Annotated in this window: 17 protein-coding genes; 10 read left to right on the top strand and 7 right to left on the bottom strand. The window is 69.5% G+C overall.

Features of this window, described 5'->3' with window-relative positions; genetic code table 11:
• Window positions 1-156 precede the first annotated feature (156 nt).
• On the bottom strand, window positions 157-1,425 hold the full coding sequence (locus ABZU72_RS18120) for an extracellular solute-binding protein (RefSeq protein WP_355020216.1): 1,269 nt from the start codon (window positions 1,423-1,425) through the stop codon (window positions 157-159).
• A 46-nt stretch (window positions 1,426-1,471) separates the two neighbouring features.
• Here ABZU72_RS18120 and ABZU72_RS18115 point away from each other — a divergent pair, with 46 nt between their 5' ends.
• Entirely contained in the window at window positions 1,472-2,623 is a 1,152-nt protein-coding gene (locus ABZU72_RS18115; RefSeq protein WP_355020215.1) for a substrate-binding domain-containing protein, read from the top strand.
• 41 nt (window positions 2,624-2,664) lie between these two features.
• Window positions 2,665-3,636, top strand: coding sequence for a GNAT family N-acetyltransferase (locus ABZU72_RS18110; RefSeq protein WP_355020214.1), 972 nt, complete (start codon window positions 2,665-2,667; stop codon window positions 3,634-3,636).
• On the opposite strand, the gene ABZU72_RS18105 is transcribed toward ABZU72_RS18110, so the two are convergent.
• A complete protein-coding gene (locus ABZU72_RS18105; RefSeq protein ID WP_355020221.1) occupies window positions 3,623-4,315 on the bottom strand; it encodes a Pr6Pr family membrane protein in 693 nt (230 codons plus the stop codon). The genes ABZU72_RS18110 and ABZU72_RS18105 overlap by 14 nt on opposite strands.
• 228 nt (window positions 4,316-4,543) lie before the next feature.
• Between ABZU72_RS18105 and ABZU72_RS18100 the strand changes: the two genes are divergently transcribed.
• The 3 genes from ABZU72_RS18100 to lhgO all read left to right on the top strand — a co-directional run bounded on the left by ABZU72_RS18100 (window position 4,544) and on the right by lhgO (window position 7,075).
• A complete protein-coding gene (locus ABZU72_RS18100) occupies window positions 4,544-5,437 on the top strand; it encodes a patatin-like phospholipase family protein (protein WP_355020213.1) in 894 nt (297 codons plus the stop codon).
• A 109-nt stretch (window positions 5,438-5,546) separates the two neighbouring features.
• Window positions 5,547-5,894 (top strand): YciI family protein, encoded by a 348-nt coding sequence (locus tag ABZU72_RS18095; protein ID WP_355020212.1) that lies wholly within the window; start codon window positions 5,547-5,549, stop codon window positions 5,892-5,894.
• Window positions 5,891-7,075, top strand: coding sequence for an L-2-hydroxyglutarate oxidase (gene lhgO / locus ABZU72_RS18090; RefSeq protein WP_355020211.1), 1,185 nt, complete (start codon window positions 5,891-5,893; stop codon window positions 7,073-7,075). Before ABZU72_RS18095 ends, lhgO begins: the two co-directional genes overlap by 4 nt.
• A gap of 17 nt (window positions 7,076-7,092) precedes the next feature.
• Here lhgO and ABZU72_RS18085 read toward each other — a convergent pair whose 3' ends face one another.
• On the bottom strand, window positions 7,093-7,446 hold the full coding sequence (locus tag ABZU72_RS18085; protein WP_355020210.1) for a metalloregulator ArsR/SmtB family transcription factor: 354 nt from the start codon (window positions 7,444-7,446) through the stop codon (window positions 7,093-7,095).
• 193 nt (window positions 7,447-7,639) lie between these two features.
• Here ABZU72_RS18085 and ABZU72_RS18080 point away from each other — a divergent pair, with 193 nt between their 5' ends.
• Complete coding sequence (locus tag ABZU72_RS18080) at window positions 7,640-8,632, top strand: NmrA/HSCARG family protein (protein ID WP_355020209.1); 993 nt, start codon at window positions 7,640-7,642, stop codon at window positions 8,630-8,632.
• Here ABZU72_RS18080 and def read toward each other — a convergent pair.
• Complete coding sequence (def, locus tag ABZU72_RS18075) at window positions 8,590-9,207, bottom strand: peptide deformylase (protein ID WP_355020208.1); 618 nt, start codon at window positions 9,205-9,207, stop codon at window positions 8,590-8,592. The genes ABZU72_RS18080 and def overlap by 43 nt on opposite strands.
• A gap of 94 nt (window positions 9,208-9,301) precedes the next feature.
• Between def and ABZU72_RS18070 the strand changes: the two genes are divergently transcribed.
• The 4 genes from ABZU72_RS18070 (at window position 9,302) to ABZU72_RS18055 (ending at window position 13,437) form a co-directional block, all read left to right on the top strand.
• On the top strand, window positions 9,302-10,666 hold the full coding sequence (locus tag ABZU72_RS18070; protein WP_355020207.1) for an acyl-CoA dehydrogenase family protein: 1,365 nt from the start codon (window positions 9,302-9,304) through the stop codon (window positions 10,664-10,666).
• Window positions 10,666-11,880: an acyl-CoA dehydrogenase family protein gene (locus ABZU72_RS18065; RefSeq protein ID WP_355020206.1), complete on the top strand. Its 1,215-nt coding sequence runs from the start codon at window positions 10,666-10,668 to the stop codon at window positions 11,878-11,880. The genes ABZU72_RS18070 and ABZU72_RS18065 overlap by 1 nt, the downstream gene beginning before the upstream one ends.
• Before the next feature lie 19 nt (window positions 11,881-11,899).
• On the top strand, window positions 11,900-12,436 hold the full coding sequence (locus ABZU72_RS18060) for a nucleosidase (protein WP_355020205.1): 537 nt from the start codon (window positions 11,900-11,902) through the stop codon (window positions 12,434-12,436).
• Window positions 12,437-12,510: 74 nt separating this feature from the next.
• On the top strand, window positions 12,511-13,437 hold the full coding sequence (locus ABZU72_RS18055; protein WP_355020204.1) for a patatin-like phospholipase family protein: 927 nt from the start codon (window positions 12,511-12,513) through the stop codon (window positions 13,435-13,437).
• On the opposite strand, the gene galK is transcribed toward ABZU72_RS18055, so the two are convergent.
• From galK to ABZU72_RS18040, 3 genes are read right to left on the bottom strand one after another with little or no spacing between them, the layout of a single operon-like run.
• Window positions 13,418-14,602 carry a galactokinase gene (galK, locus tag ABZU72_RS18050; RefSeq protein WP_355020203.1) on the bottom strand — a complete coding sequence of 395 codons (1,185 nt, stop codon included), beginning with the start codon at window positions 14,600-14,602 and terminating at the stop codon, window positions 13,418-13,420. The genes ABZU72_RS18055 and galK overlap by 20 nt on opposite strands.
• Window positions 14,603-14,649: 47 nt before the next feature.
• Window positions 14,650-15,480, bottom strand: a complete 831-nt coding sequence (locus ABZU72_RS18045; protein ID WP_355020202.1) for a hypothetical protein — start codon at window positions 15,478-15,480, stop codon at window positions 14,650-14,652.
• Complete coding sequence (locus tag ABZU72_RS18040) at window positions 15,467-16,750, bottom strand: VWA domain-containing protein (protein WP_355020220.1); 1,284 nt, start codon at window positions 16,748-16,750, stop codon at window positions 15,467-15,469. The genes ABZU72_RS18045 and ABZU72_RS18040 overlap by 14 nt, the downstream gene beginning before the upstream one ends.
• Between the last annotated feature and the right edge of the window lie 353 nt (window positions 16,751-17,103).

Raw genomic sequence — 17,103 nt, 5'->3', positions numbered from 1 at the left:
GTGATGTTGATGACGCAGTTCGAGCGCTGCTTGATCACCTTCAGGAAGGGTTCGAAGGCCTCGGGCGACTGGTCGGGCTGGCCGGTCCGCGGGGTCTCGGCGGCGGGCGCTGGTGCTGTCAGAGTCATCGGATGACGTGGTCTTCCTGGCTCAGGTTCACTTCGAGAAGTCGGGCAGCAGGTCGGCGAACGCCGTCTCCAGCGTGGCCAGACCCTTGTCGAGGGTCTCGGCGCCGGAGGCGATCTTCGGCAGCTCCTGGTCCATCGGACCCCACAGCGAGGAGTACTCGGGCAGCTCGGGTCGCGGCTGGGCGGCCGGGAGCACCGTCTGGAAGCCGGCGATGCCCGGGTCGGCCTTGACCTCGTCGGTGTAGGCGTCGTCGCGGGTCGGCAGCGTGGAGTTCTTCAGGGCGATCTGGGCCTGAGTGTCGGCCGAGGTCATGAACTTCACGAACGCCGCCGAGGCCTCCTGGTGCGCCTCGTCCGAACCGGCGTAGATCGACAGGTTGTGCCCGCCGGTCGGGGCGCCGGCCTCACCGGTCGAGCCGGCCGGGACGGTGGCGATGCCGAGGTTGTTCTTGTCCTGGAACGCCGAGCCCTTGTAGAAGTTCGTGATCTCCCAGGGCCCCTGGATGATCGCAGCGACCTTGCCGTTGACGAAGGCGTCCTGGATGTGGGCGTACGCGTCGGCGGTGGTGTCCGCCTTGTGCAGGCCCTCGCCGTCGAAGAGACCCTGCCAGGTGGTCAGGCCCTTCTTGGCCTCCGGGGAGGAGATGGTGATCTTCTTGGCCTCGGCGTCGACGGTGTCGGTGCCCTCGCCGTAGAGGAACGGCTGCGCGTAGTAGGCCGAGGTCGAGCCCCAGTAGCCGTCGACACCGGTCTTGGACTTGATCGTCGCGGCGTCGGCCTTGAGCTCGTCCCAGGTCGTGGGGGCCTCGGTGATGCCGGCCTTCTCGAAGAGCGCCTTGTTGTAGACCAGCGCGAGGGTGTCGGTGACGAACGGGACGCCGTAGGTCTTGCCGTCGAACTCGGCCTGCTTGATCAGGTTGGGCTGGAAGGCGTCCTTCTCCTCGAGCGCCTCGGTGTCGTCGAGGGGAGCGAGGAAGCCCTTCTGCGCGAACGCTGGCGTCCAGCCGACCTCGGCGCGCAGTACGTCGGGAGCACCGCTGGCGCCGGCCGCGGTGTCGAACTTGTTCTGTGCCTGGTCGAAGGGCACGTTGACGTACTTGACCTTGATGTCCGGGTTGGCCTTCTCGAAGTCCTTGACGAGGGCCTGGTACGTCGGCGCCTCGTTGGTTGCGTTCGAGGTGTCCCACCACGTGATGGTGACCGGGCCGTCGCTGCTGTCGCCGCTGCCACCGCCACATGCCGTTGCCGCCAGGGCGAGCGATGCCGCCACTGCGGTGGCCACGATGCCACGTCGCATGAGTTCTCCTTCGATATGGGGCCGGGCGAGGAGTCCGCCCGGTGGTGTGACGAAGGTAACCCCGCGTCGAGGAGAATGTAAGAGCCTTTCAGCAAAAGTTGCAAACTTGCTGAAAGTTCTTGCAGGCCGCGTAGGGAGGGGGCATGATGTGACCGTGCCCATAACACCAGCCTCTGCCCGTCTTGCTGACATCGCGGCCCATGCGGGCGTGAGTGAGGCGACGGTCAGTCGCGTCCTCAACGGCAAGCCCGGGGTCGCCGCGGCCACGCGGGAGGCGGTGCTGGCGGCGATCGACGTCCACGGCTACGAGCGCCCGGTGAAGCTGCGCCAGCGCAGCGAGGGGCTGGTCGGCCTGATCACGCCCGAGCTCGACAACCCGATCTTCCCCGCGCTCGCGCAGGTCATCGCGCAGGGGCTGACCCGGCAGGGCTACACCCCGGTGCTCGCCACGCAGACCCCCGGCGGCTCGACCGAGGACGAGCTCACCGAGATGCTCGTCGACCGCGGCGTCACCGGGATCATCTTCGTCTCCGGTCTGCACGCGGACACCACCGCCGACATGACGCGCTACGAGAAGCTGCGCGCCCAGGGCGTCCCGTACGTCCTCCTCGACGGGTTCACCCCCGACATCAAGGCGCCGTTCATCTCGCCCGACGACCGCGAGGCGATGCAGCTGGCGGTCACCCACCTCGCCACGCTCGGCCACTCCAAGATCGGCCTGGCCGTCGGCCCCCGCCGCTTCGTCCCGGTCCAGCGCAAGATCGAGGGCTTCGTGGCCACGATGGCCGACCGCTTCGGGCTGAGCGCCGAGGAGATCGAGAAGGGCCACATCCGCGACTCCCTCTTCACCCTCGAGGGCGGCCAGGCTGCTGCCTCCGCGCTCCTCGACGAAGGCTTCACCGCGATCGTCTGCGCGAGCGACATGATGGCGCTGGGCGCCATCCGTGCCGCCCGGTCGCGCGGCCTGCGGGTCCCCGAGGACGTCTCCGTGGTCGGCTACGACGACTCCCAGCTCATCGCCTTCACCGACCCGCCGCTGACCACCGTCCGCAAGCCGGTCCACGCGATGGGCCAGGCCGCCGTCCGCGCCATCCTCGACGAGATCGCCGGCACCGGAACGCCGCATTCGGAGTTCGTCTTCCACCCCGAGCTGGTCGTCCGCGGCTCCACCGCGTCCGGTCCGCGCGTCAACCCCTGACCGCCCGGAGCGGGCCGGCACGCGGCTGGCAGGATGGGCGCGTGACGATTGTGGCTGCTGCTGATGGTTCGGCGCTCGGGAACCCGGGGCCCGCGGGGTGGGGTTGGTATGTGGACGAGTCCACCTGGGCCTGTGGCGGCTGGCCGCACGGCACCAACAACCAGGGCGAGCTGACCGCGGTCCTCGATCTGCTGCGGCAGACGGCGCACACCGGCGAGCCGCTGCTGGTCTACTGCGACTCCAAGTACGTCATCAACTCGGTCACCAAGTGGATGGCCGGCTGGAAGCGCAAGGGCTGGAAGAAGGCCGACGGCAAGCCCGTCCTCAACGTCGAGATCATGAAGGATCTCGACGCGGCGATGCAGGGCCGCAACGTCCGGTTCGAGTGGATCAAGGGCCACTCCGGACACCCGCTTAACGAGGCCGCCGACAGGCTCGCCAACGGTGCCGCCCTGGCCTACCAGCAGGGCCGTACGCCGGACCCCGGTCCGGGTTTCGCGGGGGCCGTCGAGGCGCCCGCCGTCGCGCCCCAGGTCGCGCGGCCCGAGCCCGAGCCGGACGACCTGCTCGGCCTGCTGAGCGCCGAGCCGGCGACGAGCGAGAAGCCCGCGGCGTACGCCTTCTCCGCCGACCAGAGCCGGATCGACCCCGACTGGGTGCACCGGATGCTCGCGCAGTCCTACTGGGCCAGCGACCGGACGCGGGAGGTGCAGGACGCGGCCAACAAGGGGTCCCGCTGCTACGGCGTCTACGACGCGGCCGGGAACCAGGTCGCCTTCGCCCGCGTGGTCAGCGACTTCGCCGCCTTCGCCTGGCTGTGCGACGTGATCGTCGACCCGGGCGCCCGCGGCCAGGGGATCGGCAAGCTGCTGATCGAGGGCATCCTCGCCGACCTTGAGCCCTACCGGATCCGCCGGACCCTGCTCGCCACCGAGGACGCCCACGAGCTCTACGCGAAGTACGGCTGGGAGCCGCTTGACGCGCCCGAGCGCTGGATGATCAGGCAGCGCTGAGCCCGGCGTCCTCGTCATCGGCGTAGGCCGTCTCGGGGGACCGACGGCGCCCGACCGCGACGACACCCCAGGCGACCAGGGTGAACGCAGCCGCGATGCCGACGACGTACGCGAAGACGACCCCGTAGCCATGCAGGTGGTTGTTGAGGAACGGGTAGGGGTACCACCACCCGTCGCCGGTCAGAGGGCTGACGACGTGCTCGCCGCGGACCAGGGTGTAGATCGCCCACACGATCGGGAACGCGACGACGGCCCCGACAGCCCGCCACGGCAAGCGTCGGCGCGGGGGAGCGACCAAGAGGTCGATGATCAGGAACAACGGGCCGATGAGATGCAGGATCTCGTTGGCCCACGGGTGTGCGGCCGGAACGAGGCCGCGCAGCAGCAGGTTGTAGACCAGCCCGGTGATGGCCATGAACGTTGTCGCCGCCGCCATCAGCACCGCCATCCAGGTCGGTTCCTGAGCGTCGCGGGTCAGCGCCCATACCCCTGCGGCGATGAGCGCCACCGCCGCGAGAAGGTTCGACTCGATCGTGAAGTAGCTGAAGTAGTTCACCACCACCGTCGCCATGCTGGAGCCTTCGGCGGGTGTCGTGCTCATCGCGCCCCGGAACTCCGCCGTCATCGCGGCGAGGATCAGCACGGCCATCGCGAGGCGCAGGATCGACCAGGTCTTCATCACTCGCTCACCGTAAAGCCACAGACCCTTGATCGTGACGGTATTCGGAGTGAGCCGCGCCGTGTCCCGTGCTAGCGTCGTCGCGATCGTGATCCGACGGCAGGAGGTGAGACCCGTGTACGCAACGTCCACAGCGGGTGCTCCCCGCCAGCCACGATCGTGCGGCTGAGCCCGATTCAGGGCTGAGCCACCGGGAGCGCCTGCGGAACCTTCCGAAAGGCGACTCCCATGAACACGAGAACCCAGCCCATCAGCGAGCGCGCACTCGTCCTCGGCGGTGGCGGATCGGCCGGCAATGCCTGGCTGATCGGTGTCATCGCCGGCCTCCACGAGAGCGGACTCGATGTGACCGGGGCAGATCTCATCATCGGCACCTCCGCCGGCGCGACTGCGGCGGCACAGATCTGCGGGTCGAGTCCGGCCGATCTTCTCGCCAACATCCTCTCGGCACCGCCGCTCCAGCCTCCGACAGGGTCACGCGGATTCCGTCCCATCACGTCGACCCATCTCGAGCGGACCAACGCCATCATCGCGGCATCAGCAGACCTGACCGACATGCGGCGCCGGATCGGCGCGGACGCGATCGAGCTCGCTGAGGCCGCGGGCGCGGCCGGGCGGGAGCGCTGGCGCGAGACCGTCGCCGCCCGGCTGCCGAGCCCGCACTGGCCGGAGAGCAGGATCCTCCTCACCGTTGTGGACGCCGAGACCGGTGAACCCGTCGAGCTCGACCGCAACAGCGGCGTCGACCTGGTCGACGCCGTCGCCGCGAGCTGTGCGGGAGGCCCGGCGTACGCGATCGGCGGGCGTCGCTACATCGACGGTGGCTACCGGCGCTCGAGCGAGAACGCCGACCTGGCGGTGGGGTACGGGAGGGTGCTCGTGCTGTCGCCGCTGGGTGGCCGGACTCGGCATCCGGCCGGTTGGCGCAGCGATCTCTCCGCACAGGTCGACGAGCTGCGCATGGGCGGCAGCAGGGTGGAGACGATCCTCCCTGACGCCGACTCGAGAGAGGCCTTCGGTGACAACATGATGAACCCGGCCACGCGACCGCCCGCGGCTCGGGCGGGCCATCGCCAGGGGCTTCGCCTTGCCGAGAAGTTCGCCGGGTTCTGGGGGCGATGAGGCCAGCCGCGGCGTACGTTCTTTCCGAGGATCTGTCGAAAGTGGCTGAACCCGTTCGTGGAGCGAGTGAGGGGTGGCGACGAGCGCTGCCCGAAACAGGAGGTTGTAGATGACCAAGTATCTGATCTCGTTCCGCGACGAAGCGGTGGACTACCGCGACGAGGACGTGGCAGACATCGCCGAAGCATCCTCGGCGATGACCCGCGAGGCCATCGCGGCGGGCGTGTTCGTCTTCGGCGGTGGGATCAAGGGCGGTCTCGAGGACGCCTGGACCGTCGACGAGGCCGGCGTGGTCACCGACGGTCCCTACCCGGAGAGCAAGGAGCACCTCGGCGGCTTCATCATCGTCGACGTCGAAACCCTCGAGGATGCGCTGAAGTGGGCGGGGAAGTGTGCCGCGGCATGCCGAGCCACCATGCAGGTCCGCGAGCTTCTCTCCGGGGCCGAGGCGCGTTGACCACGACCGGAGTCGTCGGCGGCGGGATCGTCGGGCTGGCGGTGGCGCGGGAGATCCTGCGCCGCCGCCCGGCCGGGACGGTGATCGTCTTCGAGAAGGAGGCCAGGCTCGGCGCCCACCAGACCGGCCACAACTCGGGCGTCGTCCACGCCGGGATCTACTACCGCCCCGGCAGCCTCAAGGCGCAGCTCTGCACGCGCGGCCGTGACCTGCTCAAGGACTTCGCCGCCGAGCACCAGGTCCCGTTCGAGGAGTGCGGAAAGCTCGTCGTCGCGGTCGACGAGTCAGAGATGGGGCGCTTCGACGCGCTGGAGAAGACGGCGACGGAGAACGGCGTGCCGGGCCTGCGACGAGTCGGCCCCGAGGAGATCACGGAGATCGAGCCGTACGCGGCGGGGTTGGCCGCCCTCCACTCCCCGAGAACGGCGATCATCGACTACGTCGCCGTCGCCGAGGCGCTGGGCGGAAGCGTCAAGGAAGCCGGGGGAGAGGTACGCCTCGGCGAGGAGGTGACCGGCATCCACCGCGTCACGGGTGGAATCGAGGTCGAGACGCCCGCCGGCCGGACCCGGGTCGACCACCTGGTCGTCTGCGGTGGCCTGGAGTCCGACCGGCTCGGTGAGCTGACCGGCGGCCCGAAGGCGCCCCGGATCGTCCCGTTCCGCGGTGAGTACATGCAGGTCAGTGCCGCGAAGCAGGATCTCGTCCGTGGCATGGTCTATCCGGTCCCCGACCCGCGCTACCCGTTCCTCGGGGTGCACTTCACCCGCCGGGTGAGCGGTGGTCTCGAGGTCGGTCCCAACGCCTTCCTGGCGCTCAGTCGCCGGCGCTACGGTCGGACGTCGCTGACCCCGCGCGACCTCGTCGACACGCTGGCGTGGCCGGGGTTCTGGCGGTTCGCCGCAGAGCACTGGCGCACCGGAATCACCGAGCTTCGCGGCGTACTGTCGAAGCAGGCCTACATGCGCGAGGCCCAGCGCTACGTGCCGGAGATCGGCGCGGAGGACGTCACCCGCGCGGGGCTGGGGCTGCGGGCCCAGGCCGTCGAGCGCGACGGGTCATTGGTCGACGACTTCGTCATCCACCATGCCGACGGCATCACCTCGGTGCGCAACGCGCCGAGCCCGGCCGCGACCTCCAGCCTCGCCATCGCCGAGTACGTCGTGGACCGGATGTCCTAGCTCGCGAACAAGAGACTTCACGGGCGCTGTGCGCCGCGGAGCACCTCCGCGAGCTGGGACATCACGTCCTCGTCGCGTCTGTAGTGGATCCACTTGCCGATGCGCGTGGACCGGACGAGACCGGCCCGCTCCAGCGTTGCCATGTACGACGAGACCGTTGATTGGGCCAGCCCTGACTTGGCCTGCAGATGGCTGACGCAGACCCCGACCTCGTCCCGATCAGCGATCGGCTCCCACTGCGAGAACTCGCCATGCGGGTCCCGCAGCCAGTCCATGATCTGCAACCGCGCGGGGTGCGCCAGAGCCTTCAGGCCCTCGACCGCCTCCAGAGGGCTGATGTTCCCTGGGTCTGTTGCGTGTGACTTAGCCACGGTCTCCTCTTCCTCGCATCTACGCACCATCATATCCCGATGTGACGCTTTGAGCCCCGCGCTCTCGACAGCATGTATTTACATATCGCGATGTAACGATATGATCGGAACCTGCTCACGCTCGGTGCAGGGCGCGGCCGACGCTGCTGTTGGCGGCTCGCACGGCATCGGGCCCACAAGAGAAGGAAGCACGATGTCTGATGCCAGAAAGCCGTTGATCGTCGTCGCGGGTGCGACCAGCAAGCAGGGAAGGAGTGTTGTCGCCTCCCTGCTCGACAGCGGGCGGTTTCGGGTGCGAGCCCTGACCAGAGCAGCCGACTCTGCCCAGGCCCGGAACCTCGCGAGAATGGGCGCACAGATCGTCACGGTTCCCCTGGAACCGGGACATCAGCGCGAGCTCGTGCGGGCATTCGGATCGGCTGACGGGGCCTTCCTGATGACGCCGCCGGTTGCGCCGCCATCCACCGATGAGTTCCCCCTCGGGTGCCAGCTCGCCGATGCTGCGGTCGAGGCAGGTGTGGGGCACCTCGTCTTCAGTGCACTCGAGAACGTCGACGAGAGGTCATCGGGCACCAAGTACGCCCCGCACTTCACTGACAAGGCGCTCGTCACCGAGCACATTCGGACCCTGCCGATCGGGCACACCTTCGTCATGCTCTCGTTCTTCTACACCAACGCGCTGGAGTACTACGCTCCTCGCATCGAAGGCGACAGCGTGCACATGCCCTTCTATCTCCCTGAAGACTTCCGCGCCCCGTTCGTGGACCCGCTCACCGCGACCGGACCTGCCGTCCTGGAGGTGTTGTCGAATCCGGACGCCTACCTCGGCGCCGCGCTGCCTGTGGTCGGTGATGTCATCTCCCCCAGGGAGATGGTCGACGCGTTCTCCCGTGTCACCGGCCTCAAGGCCGAGTACCGCAGCGCCTACTCTCGGGAGGGCCTGCTGACGTGTTTCCCCGAGTTCGGAGAGAACCCTCTGCTGGTTGACGAGATCCTCGGGATGGCCGAGTACGCAGTGGAGTTCGGATACTTCGGCAATGACCGCGACATGGAGTGGAGTCGACGCATCGATCCCGGCGCGCTGAGCTGGGAGCAGTTTCTCCGTAGGTCAGGTTGGCGCGGCGAGCGGATCTCCTTCGGGGGTCAGGCTGTGGAGTCTCCCGCGGCAGGCCACTCGGCGGGGTAGTCCTTGGCCAGGCGGTCGTGCTCCTTGGTGAGCTTCTTGCGCGCCTTGGCGGAGATGCGGTCGCCGAAGACGGTGCCGTTGGTGTGGTCGGTCTCGTGCTGGAGACACCGGGCCAGCAGGCCGTTGCCCTCGAAGTGGACCGGCTCCCCGTCGAGGCCGAGACCGTCGACGGCGGCCCAGTCGGGCCGGGCGCAGTCCACGAAGGCGCCGGGGAATGAGAGGCAGCCCTCCAGATCGACGTCGAGCTGGCGGTCATCTCCCTCGGGCAGGGTCAGGACCGGGTTGCAGACGATGCCGACGGTGCGCTGCCCGGTGGCATCGGGGCAGTCGAAGACGAAGATCGCGACGTCCTCACCGATCTGGTCGGCGGCCAGGCCCACACCCTCGGCGGCGTACATCGTCGCGACCATGTCGGCGGCCAACTCGGCCAGCGCCGCGTCGAAGACCTCGACCTTCTTCTTGGGCCGGTGCATGACCGGGGTGCCCCAGCGCGTCATCGGACGCACCTTCCCGCCCTCGGGCAGGGCGCCGTGGGGCGCGATCGGAGGAGCGGATTCGAGCGAGGAGTCGGCCATGTGCCAAGCCTATAAATAAGTCGTGCGTGGTTTGTTACCGCCATCACCCCCCGAAGTGTAGACCGCGTTGTAACTCCCAGTTACAGTTCTACCCATGAGTATCCTCCAAGGCCTACGTGGCGGGATCGCGAACGGCGTCCCGTCCGGCGAGTCGCGTGATCCGATCGGGTTCGCCGTGGCCGGTCTGCGCAAGCTCTCGCAGAGCCCTGCGCTCGACCGGCTCGGTGTCCGCAAGCAGACCGAGCAGGTCGTCTTCACGGTGACCCGCAGCGGGTTCAAGACGATCGCGGCGACCAGCCGTGCGTTCAAGAAGAAGGGCAAGCGGGGCGTCCCGGGCGTACGCGTGCCCAACGCCATCCCCCAGGGCGTCTTCGACCTGACTCCGAGCGAGGACGAGCAGATGCTCGTCGACGTGGTCACCGAGTTCGCCGCCGAGGTCGTACGTCCGGCCGCGGCCGAGGCCGACGAGGCCTGCGCCGCGCCGGAGGAGCTGCTCAAGTCGAGCCTTGAGATCGGGCTGCCGATCCTGGGTGTCCCCGAGGAGCTCGGCGGCATCTCCGAGACCCGCTCCGCGGTCGCCGGCACCCTGGTCGCCGAGGCGCTCGCCAAGGGCGACCTCGGTCTGGCCGTCGCCGCCCTCGCGCCCGGCTCGGTCGCGACCGCGCTGGGCCTGTGGGGCACCGACGAGCAACAGCAGACGTACCTGCCGGCGTTCACCGAAGGGTCCGTTCCGGCCGCGGCCTTCGCCCTCAACGAGGACAAGGTCCTCTTCGACGTGCTCTCCCCGTCGACCACGGCGACCCGGACCGCCGACGGCTACGTCATCAACGGCGCCAAGTCGCTGGTCGCGCGCGGTGCCGAGGCCGAGCTCTTCGTGGTCGGTGCCGTCCTCGACGGCAAGCCGGTCCTGTTCCTCATCGAGTCCTCGACCGACGGTCTGAGCATCGAGTCCGAGCCGGCGATGGGCGTACGCGCCGCCTCGCTGACCAAGCTGACCCTGACCGACGTGAAGGTCCCGGCAACGGCGGTCCTCGGCGAGACCGACGGCTCGACCTACACCGAGGCCGTACGCCTCTCCCGCCTCGCCTGGTGCGCCCTGTCCATCGGGGTCGGCCAGGCCGTCCTCGACTACGTGACGCCCTACGTCAAGGAGCGCGAGGCCTTCGGCGAGCCGATCGCCCACCGCCAGTCGGTGGCGTTCATGGTCGCCAACATCGCGATCGAGCTGCAGGCGATGCGCCTGGTGACCTACAAGGCCGCCAGCCGGGTGGCCCAGGGCATCGACGCGACCCGCGAGATCGCGCTGGCTCGCAAGCTGTGTGCCGACAAGGGCATGCAGATCGGCCTCGACGGCGTCCAGCTGCTCGGTGGCCACGGCTTCGTCAAGGAGCACCCGGTGGAGCGGTGGTACCGCGACCTGCGTGCGATCGGGATCATGGAAGGCACGGTGCTGGTCTGATGGCCATCAATCTGGAAGACCCCAAGAAACTCAAGCCGCTGCGCGAGCAGGTGCACCAGGTCGCGATGAACATGCTGCGACCGATCTCGCGCAAGTACGACAAGGCCGAGCACGAGTACCCCACCGAGCTCGACATGCTCGCCGCCATGGCCGACGGTCTGGCCGAGTCCGGGCAGGGTGAGGGCGCGGGTGCCACCGGCGTACGCCGCGACTCCAAGCCCGACGACGGCAAGGTCAAGAACGGCGCCAACATGTCCTCGGTCCTCTCCGTCAACGAGATGTGCTGGGGCGACGTCGGCCTCACGCTCGCGATGCCGCGTCAGGGCCTGGGCAACTCGGCCATCGCCTCGGTCGCCAACGACGAGCAGCACGAGCGCTTCGACGGCGTCTGGGCTGCGATGGCGATCACCGAGCCCGGCACCGGCTCGGACTCGGCCAACATCAAGACGACCGCCACGCTCGACGGCGACCACTACGTGCTCAACGGCGAGAAGATCTTCGTCACCTCCGGTGACCGTGCCGATGCGGTCGTGGTGTGGGCGACGCTCGACAAGGAGCTCGGCAAGGCGGCGATCAAGTCGTTCGTGGTCGAGAAGGGCACGCCGGGGATGAAGGTCGAGCGTCTCGAGCACAAGCTCGGGATCAAGGCCTCGGACACGGCCACGATCATCTTCACCGACTGCCGGGTGCCTGCGGAGAACCTTCTCGGCAGCCCGGAGATCAACGTCAAGGAGGGCTTCGCCGGTGCGATGGCCACCTTCGACAACACCCGTCCTCTGGTCGCCTCGATGGCGGTCGGCTGCGCCCGCGCGGCCCTCGACTACACCCGCGACCTGCTCGAGAAGGCCGGCGTCGAGATCGACTACGACCGGCCGGCTCACCTGCAGTCGGCGGCCGCGGCGAAGTTCATCCAGCTCGAGTCGGACTACGAGGGCGCCTATCTCCTCATGCTCCAGGCGGCCTGGATGGCCGACAACCGCCAGCCCAACTCCAAGGAAGCCTCGATGGCCAAGGCGAAGGCCGGCCGGATGGGCTCGGACGTGACCCTGTCCTGTGTCGAGCTGGCCGGCACCATCGGCTACTCCGAAGGTGAGCTGCTGGAGAAGTGGGCCCGCGACTCGAAGATCCTCGACATCTTCGAGGGCACCCAGCAGATCCAGCAGCTGATCGTGGCGCGACGGGTCCTCGGGCTCTCGTCGGCGGAGCTCAAGTAGGTCAGTAGGGTTCGGCGGCATGAGTGTTCTCGTGGTGTCGGCGACCAAGGCCGAGGCGGCCCATGTTCCTTCCGGGCTCAAGGTGGTGATCACCGGGATGGGGAAGGTGGCGTCCGCCTCGGCCGTCTCGCGTGTGCTCGCTGCCGACAAGACGATCCGTCAGGTCGTCAACATCGGCTCCTGCGGCGCGCTGCGCGACGGCCACACCGGGATCTACGAGGTCGGCACCGTGCTCAACCACGACTTCTCGTCCGCCGCCATCCGGGCGCTGGGTCACCCGGTCGAAGACGCGCTGGAGGTCGGCGAGTCGGACATCGTCTGCGCCACCGGCGACCTCTTCGTCACCGACACGGTCGTACGCGCCGAGCTCGCCCAGCGCGCTCACCTGGTCGACATGGAGGCCTTCGCCGTCGCCTGGGCCTCCCGCGAGGCCGGCGTCCCGGCACGCGTCGTCAAGCACGTCTCCGACAACGCCGACGAGAGTGCCCTCGACTGGGCCAGCGTCGTCGACCGCTCCGCCCGCGACCTGGGGGCGTGGCTCACCGCCAACGTGTGACGTGCGCCCCTGCCCGGGCGTGTCGGAGCGACCCGATGCCACGCCCTACTCGCCAGTAGCGTCACAATCCAGATGTGGACGCATTGCAATCGGGAGTGGTCGAGCTGCTCCGGTCCCGTCGCGGCGGGGACAGTGGGAACAAGGATGACGGGGCGACTCTGGCCCTCGTGATCGAAGGTGGCGGGATGCGCGGGATGCTGTCGGCGACGATGGCCGCGGTGCTTGCCGACCAGGGCCTGGTGGATGCGGTCGACCTGGTGGTCGGCACCTCCGCCGGCGCGGCCAACGCGACCGCGGTGGCGGCCGGAACGATCGGCGCCTTCAGCGAGTCGTACGCCTCGGTCTTCGCCTCGCCCGAGTACATCGGCGCCGGGCGGATGCTGCGGCGCAAGTCGATGGTGGACACCCGCGGGATCACCGCACGTTCGGCGGAGCTGTTCGAGTGGTCGCTCGCGCTGCATGACGGGGCGCCGCGGCTGGCGGCGGTGGCCACCGACGTGGTGACCGCGAAGGCGGTCCCGCTCACCGACTTCACCGATCCCACGGACCTCGCCGACTCGGTGATCGCCTCGAGCCAGCTGCCCCTGGCCGGAGGGCTCCCGGTGACCGTACGCGGCCGCCGCTGGCTCGACGGCGGGCTGGTCGAGGCCGTGCCGGTGGCCTCGGCGGCGGCACTCGGGGCGACACACGCGATCGTGCTGGTGACCCGACCGTTCGGCACGGCGCCGGCGTATGGGTCGGCCGACCGTGTCATTGAGCGCTACCTGCGCCGGGTCAACCCCGAGCTCGGCGATCTCTACCACAGCCGCCCGGACCGGTACCGGGCCTCGGTCGCCGAGATGAGGGCCGGGAACCACGCGGGCGTACATACGCTCACGTTCGCGCCCGATGCGGCCGACCCGATCCCGGGTCGCACCGAGACCGACGTCGATCTTCTTCGCGCGGCGCGTCAGGCCGCGGCCGACACCGCGACCCGGATGCTCACCGAGGCGATGTCCTGAGCTTGTCGAAGGGTAACTCGGTGAACATCGCGCCTGCTGACGGGCTGGCGATCAGGTGCCCCGGAGCGCCGTAGCCGGCTTCGGCGAAGGCCTTGTCGATGGCCGCGCTGACCGAGTCCACGGCGTCAAGAGGGAGGATCGAGACGATCGAGCCGCCGAAGCCGCCACCGGTCATCCGGGCGCCGTCGGCGCCGGCGCCGACCGCGGTCGCGACGGCCAGGTCGAGCTCGGGGACGGAGATCTCGAAGTCGTCGCGCATCGAGGCGTGCGAGGCGGCGAAGAGGTCACCGATCGCGGCCCAGTCGCCGCTACCGAGCGCGCTCACGGTCGGCTCGACGCGGGCGATCTCGGTGACGATGTGGCGCGCCCGGCGGCGTACGACCTCGTCGCCGAGTGACTCGACCTGGTCCAGGGTGGCCTCGCGCAGCGAGCGCAGCCCGAGGTCGGCGGCGGCCTTCTCGCACTGGGCGCGCCGGGAGGCGTAGCCGCCGTCGGTGAGCTGGTGCTTGACCCGGGTGTCGGTGACCAGGATCGTGCGCTCGCCGAGGGCGAGCGGGACGTTGCGGTGGGCACCGGAGTCGAAGTCGATCAGCAGGGCACCGCCCGCCTCGGCGAAGACCGCGACCGACTGGTCCATCCCGCCGGTCGGCGCCTTGGCGACCTCGGTCTCGGCCCGGATCCCGGCCGCGACGACCGCCCGCTGCAGATCCTCGTCGAGAGTCCGCCCGGCGACGCCGAGCGCCGCCACCGCGGTGGCGCACTCGACCGAGGCGGACGAGGACAGGCCCGCGCCGAGCGGGACCGACGACTCCAGGTGCATGTCCAGGCCATCGGTCACCAGGCCGGCCTCGCGCAGCGTCCAGAGCACCCCCGCGACGTACGCGGCCCAGCCCTCGATCTCCGGACCGAGCTCGTCGATGTGGCCGGTGAACGGCTCCGGCTCCTGGCCCGAGGTGATCCGGATGACGCCGTCGGTGCGCGGCGCGGCCGCGGCGTAGGTGGCGTGGGGGAGTGCGACCGGCAGCACCAGCCCGGCGTTGTAGTCGGTGTGCTCGCCGATCAGGTTGACCCGTCCCGGCGCCCTCCCGACCACCGTGGCCTCGGCGCCGAAGGTGGTACGTAGCGCCTCGATCGCGCGCGCGGTGAGGTCGGTCGGTTCGAGCATGGTGCAAAGTCTGCCGCGTGCGTGCGGCCCGCGCGGACCCGGGTCGCTCAGTAGACCGCGATCACCCGGACGGTCGCGGTCCGGTCGGCGGTGCTGAGGTTGCGGAGCACGCCCACCACGACCACGTTGTCGCGGTGCTCGAGCTCGTCGAAGTCCTCCTGCTTCCCGCGACTGCCAACGTGCATGGTGATGGTGAGCCCATGGCTCTTCTGCTCCAGCGTCCCGGTGTTGTCGCGCCCGTCAGTGGCCGGCGCGGGGACCGCGAGGATCGCCTGGCGTACGTCCGGCCCGGCGACGGTGAACTGGAGGAACTGGTCGTCGGAAGCGGTCTGCGCGACCAGGCCGGCGACCCGGTCGAGCTCGCCGTCGGGCTCGTGCAGCAGCCCGCGTTGCTGCAGTTCGGCCAGCACGTCGCCGACCAGGGTCTCCCGGGTGGGTCGAGCCTCCTGGGCGTACTTCCTGGCGACGTCGCGGGCGTACTTTGTCACCGCTTTGACCGGCGGTACGTCGAGCCCGGCCTCCGCGCTGCCGGAGGAGCTCCTGACGACCTCGCGGAGGACGGTTCCGACCTCGCCGCGGAAGAGCTGGGCGTGCAGCATCGCGATGCGGGTCTCGGAGAGGAAGTAGTAGGTGTGGATCGGTCGCCCCTCGATCCCACGCGGTGGCGGCGGCTGGTGCCAGGGCCGAGGGCGTCGGTTCGCGCGGGCGGCCGCTGTGCCGGCGCCGATCGTGAGCGCGCCGACCGCGCCGACGGCCCAGCCCCATGCGCTCGTCGCGACGGCCGCGCCGGCCAGCGGCACGGCGAGGACCGCTCCGGCGGTGGTGAATCCGGAGTTGATGATGGTGGCGAGCGTCGACTCGGGCCTACTGGTAGTCACGGATCTCCTGGAAGATCTTGCGGAGGTCGGCGGCGTCCTCGGCGACGACGTCGCGGCCGCCGGTGTGCTCGGCGAAGTCGACCAGCTGCTCGATGCTCGCGTCGGCCGAGGTGGCGGCATCGCCGACGAGCACCACGTAGAGCGGCACCCCGAGGTTGCGGTAGGCCGCCTCGTACTTCTTGCTGAGCTGGGCATGGGACTGCCCGCCGTTCTGCTCGCCGTCGGTCATCAGCACGATCGAGGTGGTGGCGCCCTCCTCGGGCGAGGCCTTGATGGCGGCGTACGCGGTGTCGATGGCGTCGTAGTAGGCGGTGCCGCCGTGGCCGGTCAGCTCGCCGACACGGTCGATGAGGTCGTTGAGCGCCTCGTCCCGCTCCGGCTGGTCCTCGACGACGAGCGACCCGAGAGACTCCGTCTCGTCGGCGTAGGTGTAGACCGAGAGCCGCTCGCCCTTGCGGAAGCGCTTGAACTGGCCGCAGATCGAGGTGTTGTCGCCGGCCAGCCCCTCGAACGCCCGCCGCAGCTGGTTCATCTTGATCTCGTCCATCGAGGCGGAGGTGTCGAGCAGGTAGGTCGTCCGCGTCTTGGGTGCGAACTCGTCGAAGTAGGTGAAGATCAGCTCGTCGATGGTGCCGAGATCGTCTGGCAGCGGGAGCGTCTTGACGTCGTTGTCGGGTACGCCGGGGGAGGGCGTCACGCCCGTGCGACCCGGGCGGCGACCACTCTTCTCGCTCAGCTCCTCCTGGACCTCGGCCGTACGCAGCCATGCGACCGCCGTCTCGTACGCCTTCTGCTTCTCGGCGTCGACGAGCGTGAGCGGGTAGGTGGCCTCGGTGGTGCCGTCGCTGGGGTAGACGATGTCGAGATCGTCGACCTGCTCTGCGAGCGTCAGCAGCTCGGACTCGTAGTTGAAGATCGCGTCGTAGGCGGTGGGGTTCTCGCGGAAGGTGTCCGAGAGCCATCCGGAGCTGGCCGCGCGGCCGAGCTGGCCGCTGAAGAGCTGGCGTACGTCCTCCTGGACCAGGCCGACGTCCTCGCTCTGCAACGGTGGCTCGGCGTCGAAGGCGGTGGCCACACCGGCGAGGGTGGACAGGCCGGAGTTGGAGGAGGCGGGGCTGGTCATCAGGAAGCCGAGCTCGCCGTCGCCGGCGCGGCGGGCGATCTCCTCCCAGGAGACCTCGGCATCGCCGGTCCAGCCCAGCCGGGTGGCGACATCGTGGTGCACGCCGAGCACCACCGGTGAGCGCATGATCGGGTCGGAGGAGGCCAGGTCGTCGGTGCCCTTGGCCGCCAGGGCGAGGCGCAGATAGTCGTCGGAGGCGAACCAGGCGGCGCGGCGTCGTAGCGGTCCGGGTCGGCGACGATCGCGTCGGCGGCCTCGAGGGTGCCGATGAACTCAGGCTCGAGCGCGACGTTGGTCTCCTCCCGGAGCCGCTTCACGAGCGCGCTCGGCTCACAGCGCACCGGTGTACCGGTCGACTCCTCGGCCTTGCTGGTGCCGCCGGCGCACAGGACGTCGTCGAGCTCAGAGCCGGCCGCCACCTTCAGGGTCACCGGGTCGGCCAGCTTGTCCGGCTCCGAACGGCCCGGGAGTGCGTTCGCGACCAGGAACCAGGCGAGCAG

Origin of the sequence: Nocardioides sp. NPDC004968, from assembly GCF_040608935.1 — a bacterium.
In the GTDB taxonomy this organism is placed as follows: Bacteria; Actinomycetota; Actinomycetes; order Propionibacteriales; family Nocardioidaceae; genus Nocardioides.
The sequence above is the reverse complement of the archived record's forward strand: the minus strand, read 5'-3'. Positions and strand labels throughout refer to the sequence as shown.